The organism is Dictyobacter aurantiacus (assembly GCF_003967515.1).
GTDB classification, from domain to species: Bacteria; Chloroflexota; Ktedonobacteria; order Ktedonobacterales; family Ktedonobacteraceae; genus Dictyobacter; species Dictyobacter aurantiacus.
Window position 1 is genome coordinate 1,430,534 of record NZ_BIFQ01000002.1, and the last position, 12,874, is coordinate 1,443,407.

At 52.3% G+C, this 12,874-nt stretch carries 10 protein-coding genes; 4 read left to right on the plus strand and 6 right to left on the minus strand.

The window, feature by feature from the left end; genetic code table 11:
- Nucleotides 1–116: 116 nt before the first annotated feature.
- The 4 genes from KTT_RS30640 to KTT_RS30655 all read right to left on the minus strand — a co-directional run bounded on the left by KTT_RS30640 (nucleotide 117) and on the right by KTT_RS30655 (nucleotide 4,822).
- Nucleotides 117–1,022 carry a carbohydrate ABC transporter permease gene (locus KTT_RS30640; RefSeq protein ID WP_218031051.1) on the minus strand — a complete coding sequence of 302 codons (906 nt, stop codon included), beginning with the start codon at nucleotides 1,020–1,022 and terminating at the stop codon, nucleotides 117–119.
- Nucleotides 1,023–1,070: 48 nt separating this feature from the next.
- Nucleotides 1,071–1,997 carry a carbohydrate ABC transporter permease gene (locus KTT_RS30645; RefSeq protein WP_126601475.1) on the minus strand — a complete coding sequence of 309 codons (927 nt, stop codon included), beginning with the start codon at nucleotides 1,995–1,997 and terminating at the stop codon, nucleotides 1,071–1,073.
- Nucleotides 1,998–2,156: 159 nt separating this feature from the next.
- Nucleotides 2,157–3,515 carry an ABC transporter substrate-binding protein gene (locus tag KTT_RS30650; RefSeq protein WP_126601476.1) on the minus strand — a complete coding sequence of 453 codons (1,359 nt, stop codon included), beginning with the start codon at nucleotides 3,513–3,515 and terminating at the stop codon, nucleotides 2,157–2,159.
- Nucleotides 3,516–3,763: 248 nt separating this feature from the next.
- Nucleotides 3,764–4,822, minus strand: coding sequence for a LacI family DNA-binding transcriptional regulator (locus KTT_RS30655; protein WP_126601477.1), 1,059 nt, complete (start codon nucleotides 4,820–4,822; stop codon nucleotides 3,764–3,766).
- A gap of 606 nt (nucleotides 4,823–5,428) precedes the next feature.
- Between KTT_RS30655 and KTT_RS30660 the strand changes: the two genes are divergently transcribed.
- The 4 genes from KTT_RS30660 (at nucleotide 5,429) to KTT_RS30675 (ending at nucleotide 9,527) form a co-directional block, all read left to right on the plus strand.
- Complete coding sequence (locus tag KTT_RS30660; RefSeq protein WP_126601478.1) at nucleotides 5,429–6,394, plus strand: carbohydrate ABC transporter permease; 966 nt, start codon at nucleotides 5,429–5,431, stop codon at nucleotides 6,392–6,394.
- 20 nt (nucleotides 6,395–6,414) lie between these two features.
- The gene (locus tag KTT_RS30665; protein WP_160146241.1) at nucleotides 6,415–7,302 is read left to right on the plus strand and encodes a carbohydrate ABC transporter permease; all 888 of its coding nucleotides are present in this window, start codon (nucleotides 6,415–6,417) and stop codon (nucleotides 7,300–7,302) included.
- A gap of 69 nt (nucleotides 7,303–7,371) precedes the next feature.
- Nucleotides 7,372–8,745, plus strand: a complete 1,374-nt coding sequence (locus tag KTT_RS30670) for an extracellular solute-binding protein (RefSeq protein ID WP_126601480.1) — start codon at nucleotides 7,372–7,374, stop codon at nucleotides 8,743–8,745.
- Between the two features lie 290 nt (nucleotides 8,746–9,035).
- Nucleotides 9,036–9,527 (plus strand): hypothetical protein, encoded by a 492-nt coding sequence (locus KTT_RS30675; protein ID WP_126601481.1) that lies wholly within the window; start codon nucleotides 9,036–9,038, stop codon nucleotides 9,525–9,527.
- 81 nt (nucleotides 9,528–9,608) lie between these two features.
- Here KTT_RS30675 and KTT_RS30680 read toward each other — a convergent pair whose 3' ends face one another.
- Entirely contained in the window at nucleotides 9,609–10,565 is a 957-nt protein-coding gene (locus tag KTT_RS30680) for an amidohydrolase family protein (protein ID WP_126601482.1), read from the minus strand.
- Between the two features lie 155 nt (nucleotides 10,566–10,720).
- Nucleotides 10,721–12,871 carry an alpha/beta fold hydrolase gene (locus tag KTT_RS30685; RefSeq protein ID WP_126601483.1) on the minus strand — a complete coding sequence of 717 codons (2,151 nt, stop codon included), beginning with the start codon at nucleotides 12,869–12,871 and terminating at the stop codon, nucleotides 10,721–10,723.
- Nucleotides 12,872–12,874: the final 3 nt, after the last annotated feature.

A 12,874-nucleotide genomic window follows, 5' to 3' on the forward strand; every position in this document is an offset into this window, starting at 1 on the left:
GCTTGGGGGCTGTGCCCCCAACTTCTCCCCCCATCCCTGCCGCCCGCAGGGCGGCATTAAGGGCCCAGGGGCAACAATTGTTGTCAGGCGCTCACAAGCGCCTGACAACAATCCTCTTAACCTTTGACCGCGCCGGCGGTGAGGCCGGAGACGATGCGGCGTTGCAGGAAAAGGACAATAATAACCAGGGGGATGGTTACAATGATGGCCGCCGCTGCCAACTGTCCATAAGCTACCACGTGCTCTGAGTTGAAGCGCGTAATACCTACCGTAACCGGCTGTGCGCTCTCATCGCTGGTCAGGTTGAGGCCAAACAGGAAGTCATTCCAGACCGCGATAAACGAGAGGATCGCCGACGAAAAAATGCCCGGCGCGGTAAGTGGCATAATCACGTACCACAGCGCCTTCAAGCGAGAAGCGCCATCGATACGCGCCGCCTCCTCCAGGTCTGGTGGTAGATCGCGGAAAAACGATGTCAGGAACCAGACCACCAGGGGAATGTTCAGTACCAGGTCCGCGATAATCAGGGCCCAATATGTGTTATACAGATAGATGGGTCCTGTGAACAACACAAACAGAGGACCAAGCAGGGCGATGAACGGAAACATCTGCACGGACAGCACCGTGGCCAGCACAACCGGCTTGCCACGGAACTTCATACGGCCTATGGCGTAGGCACAAAGGATACCAAACACCAGCGCCAGCAGCGTTGTGACCACCGCGATGATGGTACTATTTCTCAACGTTGGCAGGAAAAAGGTTGAATTGGTGAGTACCTGGACATAGTTACTGAAATCAAACTGGTGTGGAAAAATGGTTGGTGGCGACTGATTAATCTCAATACCATTTTTCACCGACGTCGCGAAGGTCCAGTACAGTGGAGCCAGCGAAATGAAGACGATAACCACCACTGCTACATAGCGTGCCACCTTCCCAAAGGTCGCCATACGCTGCTTGGCGGCCAGGCGCGCGCGCGCCTGCGCTATATGTTCTTTTGAGCCGGTCTGCTCAGCTACTGCCATAATCTCTCTCCTTCTCTTCTAATTCTTTCCGCGTATAAGCAGAGCATCCTAATCCACCTGTTTCAAGGTATCGCCCATCAGGAACACATAGATGATACTGATTATGATACCGCAGAGAAAGACAATGACGGCGGCCGCGACACCAGGCGTGAAATCGGCAGCTGTTCCACCAAACATAAAGTAGTTGGCATAGGTCGACATGGATTGCACGGACCGTTTACCAAAGACATAGAACAGGTCGAAGACGCGGAAGGCATCCAGGGTACGGAACATCAAAGCGATGATCAAGGGACTCTTGAGTAGTGGCAGGGTAATGCTCCAGAAGGATTGCCAGCGCGTACTGCCATCAACTCCCGAGGCCTCATAGAGCTCCGCTGGAATGACCTGCAGACCAGCCAGGATGAGCAGCGCCATAAATGGTGTTGTTTTCCATACGTCGGTAATCAGGGCCGCGATAATGACGCCCGAAGGGCTACCAATCAAGGTATCACCTGGTTTGAGCAGGTGCAGACCCTGCAGGATAAAGGTAATGATACCCGTCTGGTCATTGTACATCAGAAACCACATCTGGGCGGAAACGACGGTTGGAAACGCCCAGGGGACCAGAATAGCGGCACGTACCAGGCCACGTCCGGGAAACGTCTTATTGATCAAGAGCGCCACCAGCAGCCCGAAGAAGGTCTCGAGTGCTACACTGACCACGGTAAAGATGACGGTATTAAGTGTCGCGATCCGGAACTGCTGATCGCCCAGGACGCGCGTATAGTTTGCCAGGCCAACAACGGCCGGAGAGCCGATAAAAGGATTATCCAGAATGCTGATGCGCAATGAATCCAGCATTGGATAAACCGCGATCACGAGGATGAGCAGAATGGTGGGAAGCACCAGGATATATGGCATGATGCCACTGCCGTCCTTATTCCGTCCTCGTTTTACTGGTTTCTGGGTGCTTGCTTCAGCTGTTTGTGTTGCCATGTTCTCTTTCACTTCACTTCAAAAAAGATAATAGAGGCCGTAAAACATCATTAATTGCATGTGCCCGCTATCTTTGGTTCAGGGTTAGAGGCCAGTTCAGCTTAATGAACCGACAATGAAGCCTGAGCAAGCTCAAGCTTCATTGCGAGGGATCAAAAACTACTTGGATGACACCACATTTTTCAGGTCAGATTCAAGCTGCTGTAAAGCGTTGGCAGGAGACGTGGTCTTCTTCAGTGCATTGTAGACATTGCGCTGAATAGCGTCCGAAACATCCACGTACTTTGGTGAAACCGGGCGAGGCAGGGCGTTCTGCAGGATGGGTTTTAACTTGCCGAACAGAGGCTGTTTGGCCAGCACATCCTTATCATCGTAGATGCTCTGCAGCGTCACGGTATAACTGGCGTTAATCGCGCCCTTTTTCTGAGCATCCGGGCTGATCGTATACTTGACGAACTCCCATGACTCATCCTGGTGCTTGGAGTATGCGTTGATCGCTGTATTCCAACCACCGATGGCGGAGTGACCAACCGACTCACTACCACCATGAGGGAGGGGGGAGATATCAAACTTATTGGGAATCTTCGATTCCTGAGGATTGTTACTCTTCACATAGGCATATGGCCAGTTACGCATGAAGGCGGCATTTCCCTGCTCCCAGGCGGCCAGGGAAAGATCTTCTGTATAGGTGGTGACGGCGGCAGGCGAAATCGTACCGACCCAGCTTACCATCATGGTCAATGCCTGTAAAGCCTGTGGGCTGTTGACGGTTACTTTGGTGGAATCGTTGGCATCCAATACAGAGCCGCCGAAGCCATAGAGAACCTCAACGAAGTCACAGACCAATCCTTCGTACTGTGAACCTTGCCAGACATAGCCGTATTTTACCTTTGAAGGAGAAACGCCCTTGGCGTTATTGGTCAGATCATCCCAGGTCTGGGGTGGATTGGGGACGAGGTCTTTGCGGTAGTAGAGGAGTCCCAGGTCGGTACGGAAAGGGACCGCCCACAGCTTACCATTAAAGGTACATCCTTTAATCGGGCCCTGTAAATATTTTGCCCGCTCGCTGCTTGGCCATTTGCTCTCATCGATCGGCACTGTCCACTGCTGCGCCGCGAACTGAGCTGGATAGACGATATCGAGGGAGATGATATCGTTGGTGCTGCTGCGCGCTCGGAACATATTGTTGTACTTGGTCAGCATGTCCTGCGTGTTTGTAGGACCATTCAGCCAGGTAACGTGAATACCTTTGCTCTTACCTGTAGTGTTGTTAAATGTATCAACGATATCTTTATAGGTATTCGTTGTATCGTTATCGCTCTGCCAGACGATGTTGGTTGCGGCTCCATTACCACCCTGGCTGTTGGAGCTACCACCACAGGCCTCTAACAGTGACATCGCAGCTGAACTGCTCAGGCCAATCACGGCGGCCCGCTGCATAAAGCTGCGGCGTGTCAGGCGACCAGAGCGCATTTTGGTGATCATTTCGTCAAGAGCCTGGCGTTGCTCATGGATCATAATAAGAAATCCTCCCTTGGATAGAATAAAACCTTATAAAAAAATGGGTTCTATTTTTTACCTCTAACCAAAGAAAACACAGAAAAATTGCTTGAGGTTACAACTTTGGGGCCATTTTTGCACAGAATATTTATTCTCAACGAAATTCGGCTCTATTTATTGTTGAGTTGATCCCAGAAGTTGAGCAATGCTCGTTAGTTGATGAATCTATAGTTTGATGATTAATCTTTTGGCAAGAGAAAGTACGTTTAACGTGTCTGTGGCAGTACTGAATCTCGAACGATCAACTGTACATCCAGAATATGATTCATATGAATTGCTTCGGGGTTGCTGACACGTGCGATCAATGTTTGCACAGCTACTGCGCCCATAACTTCTTTATGGACGCGCATCGTGGTCAGTGGAGGCGTCAGGTGTTCCGCCAGGTCAACATCGTCGAAGCCAACGATAGAGAAATCCTGGGGCGCATGAAAATCCATGGCGCGCAACGTTTTAATGATCCGGCTGGCCACTGGATCATTGGCGCAAAACAGTGCCCTTGGAGGATCCATCTGCTGCATCAGATTTTTACATACAGCGAGTGTATCCTGATAGGAGTGATAAATAATCTGGTCATCGAGGGGGAGTCCCGCCTCAAGCAGAGCATCTTGATAGCCTTTTTGCCGCCAGGTAAAAGAGTGGATCATATTGCCGGGAAAATCGCGGGTGCTATGTTCATTGATATAGGCGATGCGCCTGTATCCCTGCTGAATCAGATAGCGGGTAGCCTGTTTGGCGCCCTCGTAGTTGTCGGATAGCACGCTATCCACTTTTTGTGTCAGGCCTGATACATAGTTATCCACCAGCACAATAGGAACGTTTACCGCCTGAATAGTCTGGATCGTCTGGGTCTCGGAGGGGCCGACCAGCAGGATACCATCGACCTCCATCTCATGAATCTGTGCCTGCAAGCTATAGGGAGGGGTCTGATAATTGATGGCCTGGTAGACCAGCTGGAGATTGTATTTGCGCGCTTCTGTTTCTGCCCCATGGAGCACACCGGCCCAGAAGGGATCACTCAGGGCCTGGCGTTGATTGAACTCGTTATAGCATAAGAGAAAACAGATCTTCTTGATCTGCAGCTCTTTTTGCTTTGATGAAGCATGGCGCGTCGTGGCCTTAAAATAGCCGAGCTCAGCCGCCACCTGCAACACACGCTGCCTGACCTCCGCATTGATATTTTGATGATTGTTCAGGGCTCTAGAAACCGTCGCAATCGATACCTCAGCCATCTGTGCGATATCTTTCACTGTCACCGAACGGGTCACGTGTTTTTCTCCTGCTGCAAACTACAGAATACCTGGCTATTCTCTTGATACCATGGCTGACGTAAAAAGTCAATGCGCCATTACAGGCTTTTTTGCAGAAAAATAGCATTGACTTTTACAGAAAAATCATTATGATTACTTATATGCTTTACTATATCCACGCTGTGTTCATCGTTTGAACAAGCGAGATAAGTTTGTGGTAGACGCGGGCTACATATACAAACTTATTGTGACCTTTCTAGCCAATCATTGAAGATGCGCTAATTCATGAAGGTAGGTGTATAATGCATAAGCAGTATCTCCATTGGCCCATCCGCTCGATACCGCTTGCTTTTCTTCCCCTTCCATCTCTTCCTGTAATCTACTCTTTAAAAAGATTAACGTCCCTGTAACGCAAGCTTTTACAGCTAACGTTTGTTTTAGTGCACGTTGTAGAGCGTGTTTGATTCTCATGATAATGGCCTGCGACCTGCATGGGTTTGCGTACCTGTTGCACTAACACACAAAACCGATGCGGTCGCGCACGCGGACACCCGTGCGGGGGCGCGCACATGCCCCTATACGACGAGAGTCTGACACATTCTTCTGCAAGGAGGTTGACCGAGCATGAGTACATCTGGTGTACAGGCTATTGACACCAATGCCAGCCAGATCACGGACGCCCAGAAGCGGTTCGGGCGACGGAGCCACAAAAATAAATTGGAGGCTCGCGAGGCCAGGGATTTCTGGCTGTTGATCTCGCCCTGGGTCATTGGTTTCATCCTTTTTACCGGTGGCCCGGTAGTGGCCTCATTTATTTTGAGCTTTACGGATTACACGGGAACGTCTAGCGCTCCCAATTTTATTGGCTTGCAGAACTATACATCCCTGTTCGCGGATTCTATCTTTCTGAAATCGCTGGCGGTGACGACGTATTATGTGGTGCTGTCGGTGCCGCTGGCGCTGATAGGCTCTCTGTTGCTGGCTCTGCTGCTCAATCAGCGTGTCCGTTTCCTGGGAGTATTCCGCACTATCTATTACATGCCGACCGTCATCGCGGGCGTCGCCCTCTCCCTCTTATGGCAGTGGATCTTTAATCCTGATCTTGGCATTGCCAACTATCTATTGAACCTGCTGCATCTGCCATCTTTGCTCTGGTTTCAGGATGAGTCCACGGTTATCCCATCCTTTGTGCTCATGAGCCTGTGGGGACTGGGTGGTCCGATGATTGTCTTCCTGGCCTCTTTACAGGGCATTCCTCCTGAACTGTATGAGGCGGCCTCCCTCGATGGTTCTAATGGCTGGCATAAATTTAGATATGTAACTATCCCAATGATCAGCCCCGCCATCCTGCTGAACCTGGTCACGGGCGTGATTGGAGCTTTCCAGATTTTTGTGCAGGGATACGTGATCACGCAGGGTGGACCGAATTTCGCCTCCGAGTTCTATGTACTCTATCTGTTTAACAACGCCTTCCAGTACTTTAAATTTGGCTACGCGGCCAGTCAGGCATGGATTCTGTTTGTCATTATTCTGGCCTTAACGATCGCGATGCTGCAGATCAGTCGGCGCCTGGTGTACTACGAAGCTTAGGTGAAAGAGAGAGTAATCATATGTCATTGCAAGTAACGCAGATGGACTCTGCCAGGAAGAGGGCGCTGCTGCGCAAGCGCATCAACAAGGTTATCGTTTATGCCTTGCTTATCTTCTTTGCGATCATCTTCTTGATCCCCGTTGCCTGGATGTTGTCGACGGCACTGAAGTCGCTGGCGGATGTCAGCGCGTTTCCGCCCGTTATCATCCCTAATCCGCCGCTGTGGTCAAATTTTGTAACGGCGCTGACGGCGGTCCCGGTTTTTCAGTACATGGGAAACTCGGCGGCGTACTGTTTACTGACGATTATCGGGGATATTCTTTCTTCCTCGCTGGTTGCCTACGCCTTTGCCCATGTGCGTTTTAAGTATCGCGAAATCGTCTTTATCTTTGTGCTCGCGACTATGATGATCCCGTATGAAGTATTGATTATCCCACAGTTCCTGCTGTTCCGCTCGCTGGGTTGGATCGATACGTATCTCCCCTTGATTGTGCCTACCTTCTTTGGAAGTCCCTACCTGATCTTTTTGTTGCGGCAGGCGTTTCGCGGTATTTCGCGCGACGTGGTAGAGGCCGCCAAACTGGATGGGGCCAATCACCTGGTCATCTGGTGGCGGATCATCCTGCCGCTCTCCAGGCCGGCCCTGGCGGCGGTTGCTATCTTCTCCTTTATGTTCCACTGGAACGATTTGATGGGTCCATTGATCTATCTCAATACGAACGAGTCCTATCCCATCAGTCTGGGCCTGTCCCAGTATACGGCGGCCTACGGTACTACCGCGTGGAACATCTTGATGGCGGCCGCGCTGGTCGCGGTAATTCCTTGCGTGCTGGTCTTCTTCTTCTCACAGCGTTACATCATTCAAGGAATCGTCGTTGCCCGGCCCTCCGTAGAGAAGCAGCAGTAAAGAGAGATAAGCGGGCTTGCCTGCCGCGCAAGCCCGAACGTATCGAGTTCTGATGAAGCGAGGTGCTTAATGCTTAAATGGTTAAGCAGAACACTACTACTGGGTGCATTTTTATGCCTGGTTGTCCTGGTTAATACCGGTTGTAGCGTGCTGGGCGTTAATGCCAAAACCCTCTCGGGCCGAACCACGGTGACGTGGCTGGTACGCACCGATGTCAACATCAATCCCTGGGAATACAAGGTCGTCGATGAGTTTGAGGCCACGCATCCCAACATTCATATCAAACTGGTGCTGGTCCCTTCCGGGGCGAACTTCGATCAGAAACTGGTGACGATGCAAGTTGGCTGGGAGCCGGCCGACGTCTTCTCAACCTGGGGCAACAACAGTTGGGCGGACGAGGTCTATCGAGGTTTTGCCGCCGATCTGAGCCCGTATATTCAGGCCAGCCATTTCTCCTTCGACGGCATGAATCAGAAACTGCTGGATCAGTATAGCGTTAACGGCCATGTCTACGCCATCCCGTTTGCCACCGGTGGTAGCTACACCTTCTATAATGTGGATATGTTCAAGAAGGCAAATCTGCCGATGCCGCCAACCAGCTGGGACGATCCCAACTGGAACTGGGATACCATGTTGAAAGATGCTCAGGCTATGACAGTGAAGAATGCTTCTTTAAATAATCGCCAGTATGGTATGAGCGACGATCTGTGGCCGGAAAATGCCAATTCCATGCTCTTTGGAGGCGATTATTTCCAGAAGTCTACCTATCAAGACGGTGTTGTTTCAGCGACTACCGCGACCGATCCACTCGTTGAGAAATCGGTGCAATGGAAACGCGACCTGATGTACAAATATCAAATCGCGCCTCTGCCCGCCGATGCCAGCCTGCTCAATGGGTTTTTGAGTGGTAAAGTGGGTATGTCTATGACTGGCGTGTGGGGTTTCTGGGCGAACAAGCCGGCTACGTTTCACTGGGCGGTAGCTCCCCTACCACATTTCAGTAACAACACCCAGGATGTCCTGTTTACCGACCCCTGGATGATGTCCAAGGATTCCAAACACCCCAAGGAGGCCTGGACATTTATTCAGTGGCTATGCGATCCCGCCCACGGTGCTAAATCCTATATGGAGGCCTCCGGTGCCGTACCCCCCTGGTCGCAATTGTTGCCGGAATGGGCGGAGAATACCCACAAGGTTATGCCTTCCTTGTCCCAGGAGCAACTGATGCAGGTAGCGCAGGGATCACTGGACCATGGCAGGGAATCGATCAACCACCTGGCGATTAGCTATGGGCAGTTCGACAGTGTGATTTCAAATGTGTTATCGCCCGTCTATAATACCGGCAAGGTTGATCCGGCCAAAGCCCTCAATGATGTGCAGCAGCAGCTGCAAGAAACCATCCAGAAAGTGGGGCCGGTCAAGCCCCTTTCCGCGACACATTGATCTCGGATTCCCCACAAATCTAAAAAACGGGAGCACCCCTGCTCCCGTTTTTTTCAAACAAGAGTTTATTGTCCTGGGCGACTTTTCTGCCAGTCTGCTCCAGAGCCAGCTAGAAAGCGGCGAATTCAAAAGCGATGAACCCTACCTACCATTCTAGAGCTTTTTATATTATTATTATTAATGTAGGCTCAGATACTTTTTGTCCTGTATACTTCCTGAAAGCGTAAAACCAATCAAGCTACCTGGCTAGCCCCTGGTTTTATCCAGCAAGCTAGAGAGGATTAAGTGCAATGAAGTATCCTTTTCGCGATTTCCCCTCGCCCCTGGGAGCAAGAAACTCCCGGCCTCTGGGTGGTCCACCTGATGAACTCGATCGCTGGCTGGTGCGTTGGCGACTTGGCATGTTTAAATCCATCTATCGACTGCGTCAGCATCGCTGGCGGGTTGTGGGTGTTTTGCTTATTCTTGCTCTGCTGGTCACGGTCTGGCTGCTTCCCATGCCTGATGAAACCGGGGCTGTACAGACTATTCACAATCGCGAGACCACATTAGTGACGGGATTGCAGAAAGTATGTGACCATCCACAGCAGGTCTTCCAGCAATTTGGCTATGCTCAGGCGAAGGTACCAGATAGAAACACCCTGTCCCAACTACCCACGCCCGCGCATCTGCAGTTGCAGAAGCAAGGCGATATGACTTATGATCCGGCCACGGATATTTTATGCACCATCGGGGGATCAGGTATCTATACTCGCTTTGTACAGCATCTGCAAAAATGGTAAACTGTAAAGCCTTTCCTGGCCGATGCGCTGGAGCAAGAGTGTCAGCATATGTAACGCTGCGGTTCAATTTCTTGACAGGATTCAATTGACGCTGGATGCAAGTAGGCGCTCGATATTGCCGCTGAGCACGGCCGCCTTGTCTTCTTCGCTGAGATTGAGATTGGCCAGTAGCTCATCGATGCGTCGGCGGCTCATGATGGGCATAATTGGCCAATCGCTACCGATAAGCAGGTGTTCTGGTCCCAGCACATCCAGGGCGAAGCGCAGTGTTGGCAGATCAAAGCCCATCGTGTCGATGTACAGATTTTTGCGCGCGCTGGCAGGTGGCGTGCCCTTCCAGCCATCATCCTGGGCGTATTCCTGTTCGGCTATGCCCGCGAAGATAAGGGTAGCTGCACCGATCATTGGCAGCACAACTTTCAGACCGGCATAGCGGTCCAAAATACCGCCGCGCAGCAGTTTCAGAATGCTGGTGGTATGCTCCGTTCCACGTGCCAGCAGGGTGCCAGTGTGACCCATATGCGCCAGCCGTTCCGTCAGGCCTGCCGGGCTGACGGGATGGATAAAGACAGTGATGCCCAGTTCAGATGCGGTCTCAAAGACCGGACGGACCTGTGGCGCATCCAGGTAATGGCCGCCCTGCGAGCAATCAATGCAGATACCAGATAGCTGAAGCTCTTTGATCGCGCGCACCACCTCACGGGCGGCCGCCTTACCCTGGAAGGCATCGATGGTAGCCAGGCCGAACAGGCGCTGTGGGTAGCGTGCTACTAATGCAGCGATCTGATCATTGATGCGCTCAATTAAGATCATGGGGAGCTGCTCAACTGGTGAGACGATCGTACTGGCTGGCGCGCTGACCACTTTCGCATCGATGCCCGCCACATCCATCGCCGCCAGTTGCGCATTAATATCTGTCAGAAGAGGCCACGCGCGCGCGATGCGACTCGATCCCTGTGGCGCGGGCAACGGTAGCCAGCCCTCATCATAGTAATGACTATGAAAGTCAATCAGGCGAGGTGGGTCCTGTGAATGCATAAGCACACCCTTATTTCTGATAGTCAGTAATAAAATATGCTTCTGTTATAGCATGCTTTTCGTTGCATTTCAATAGATATTTTTGTGCATAGCCATGTTCTTTTCAACCATTATGGTACTTCTTCATATTTCTATTGCTGCTTGTATGCCAGATATCAGCGTTTTCTGCGACGTGGCTGTGAGGTAACCATATCGGGCGACGCCTGGACCTCTGGTGACCAGTGTTCCTTGATGAATCGGGTAACCGCGGGTATAAAGACCTCGGGGCTTTCCAGCCAGGGATAGTGTCCTACACCTGGTATGGTCAGGAGGCGGCTGGCGGGCAGCGTTTGTGCCCATTCCGTGGAAGAGGATAGTGGTACGAGATCTTCCGAGCCATGAATGATCAGTGTTGGAACCCTGAGATTGGCCAGTTGCGCGCGCCAGTCCCAATCCCCGATTGAGCGGGCAAAGATGTCAAAGAAGGTTGAGATGGCATCTGGCCACTCATTGGAGGAGATCCAGGGATCGCTCTTCATGCTGGCGAGGGCGGCCGGGCGGCCCATCTGGCGCGGCAGGCGGGTCGCCTTAATATATTCACGGTTATAGGTACCGGGGTCTGTTTTGTCAACGCCTTGCCTGAGCATCTCCTCCAGCCGTTTGATCGCCCGGGGATCCAGGCGCTTATCTGGATCGAGCATGCGTGGATCCTCGTATGCGCCACTGCGCAGAGCCATGGGGGCCACCACAATCAGGCTTTTGACATGTCTGGCATGCTGCAGACTGTATAAGGCTGTGGTGCTGGCCAGGTAGGACCAGCCGAGCAGGGCGCAGTGCTCTACATTGAAGTGCTGGCGTATCGCCTCCAGATCATTGATGTCCTGCTGCATCCCGATTTTGTCGGGCACGCTGATTGCGCTCGATCTGCCACGCCCACGCTGATCGTAAAAGATCAGGGTATACTCCTGAGCCAGCGCTACCAGATCGGCGGCCAGCCAGCTGGCGGCTGGAATGATGAATGTCTGCGGTTTATCCCCGACTACTTTATAGTACAGGCGCACATCCTCATCGATTTGGAGGTATCCCTCGGGAGTACGCGTGGCGAGGGCCGGTAGTGGTACGGTGTCTATGCTGGCGATGTGTGGCGTTGGCTGCCGCTGTTCCCGATCTGAACCTTTCAGGAGGCCGGATTTGTGATTGGGTGCCGTGACCGGGCTGCCTGGGCTGGGAGGCTTTTTTTCTGATCGAGGTAGATTGCCTGGCCGCTTCCGCTTCTGAACATCGCTCGGCCTGTTCTTCCGATAGTAGTGCGTGGGTAGATCGCGGGCATGTAGTTTCTGCTTATTGATAACGCAGCCCACGACCTGGCAACCCGGCCGCTCTAGCTGCTGGCATACGCGTTGAATATCTCTCTTGCGTGATCTCGTGATATCAACCACCACCAGGACCGCGTCGACTTTCGCCGACAGAATGGCCGTGTCCGATAGGCCCAGCAGGGGTGGCGTATCAAAAATGATCACATCAAAATTGCTCTCGTCGAGCGCCTCCATAAAATGATCCATGGCCTTCGAATCCAGTAGCTCTGGCGGATCGGGTGGCAGTGGACCGCCAGGCATCACCAGCAGGTTGGGAATGTTGCCTGAGTGCAGATAGTCCTTGAGGATGCTATTTTTGCCCTTGCTCAACTCTTCTAACATGGCGGTCGGTGAGTCGGGGATGGGTTGCTGTGCCGAGCCACAATGCGTGATGGCGGAACTGAAGCCGCTCTGGTCGAGCGGCAGATGGAATTTCTGCGCCAGCGTTGGGCGACGCAGATCGGCATCGATCAGCAGCGTCTTTTTATTGGCCCGCGCCATAAAGATGGCCAGGTTGGCCGCGATGGTACTTTTCCCTTCCTGCGGGGTCGCGCTGACGATCATCACTGTGCGGATAGACTGATGCGCCTGAATGAGGCCAAGATTGATGCGCAAGAGGCGATAGGCCTCATTATTGGGACTCTGATCAAGTGGCCGCAGCAGTTCCTCTTGCTTGCGCCCTTTTCTGTTGCGAGCGGCGCGTTCCCACCAGATGGTGGTGAGTAGCGGCCAGTCGACCAGCCGCATCAGATCCTCTTCCTCGTATATGCGAGGATCACGGAGCTCCAGAAAAAAGGTAAGCAGCAGTCCCGCCAGGAGTCCGCCACCCAGGCCCAGAGCCGTATTCACGCGCACATCGGGCAGAACCAGCCAATTACTGGCTACACATGCTCCCATTCCCATGATGAGAACGCACAGAGCGATCAATTTCCAGCGTCTACCCGCAGCATGCATATACTGCTGAATGGTCATATA

Bases quoted from the DNA above. Each gene is read 5' to 3' on its own strand.
- KTT_RS30640 (WP_218031051.1), bottom strand. From the start codon at position 1,022: ATGGCAGTAGCTGAGCAGACCGGCTCAAAAGAACATATAGCGCAGGCG.
- KTT_RS30645 (WP_126601475.1), bottom strand. From the start codon at position 1,997: ATGGCAACACAAACAGCTGAAGCAAGCACCCAGAAACCAGTAAAACGA.
- KTT_RS30650 (WP_126601476.1), bottom strand. From the start codon at position 3,515: ATGATCCATGAGCAACGCCAGGCTCTTGACGAAATGATCACCAAAATG.
- KTT_RS30660 (WP_126601478.1), top strand. From the start codon at position 5,429: ATGAGTACATCTGGTGTACAGGCTATTGACACCAATGCCAGCCAGATC.
- KTT_RS30665 (WP_160146241.1), top strand. From the start codon at position 6,415: ATGTCATTGCAAGTAACGCAGATGGACTCTGCCAGGAAGAGGGCGCTG.
- KTT_RS30670 (WP_126601480.1), top strand. From the start codon at position 7,372: ATGCTTAAATGGTTAAGCAGAACACTACTACTGGGTGCATTTTTATGC.
- KTT_RS30675 (WP_126601481.1), top strand. From the start codon at position 9,036: ATGAAGTATCCTTTTCGCGATTTCCCCTCGCCCCTGGGAGCAAGAAAC.
- KTT_RS30680 (WP_126601482.1), bottom strand. From the start codon at position 10,565: ATGCATTCACAGGACCCACCTCGCCTGATTGACTTTCATAGTCATTAC.
- KTT_RS30685 (WP_126601483.1), bottom strand. From the start codon at position 12,871: ATGACCATTCAGCAGTATATGCATGCTGCGGGTAGACGCTGGAAATTG.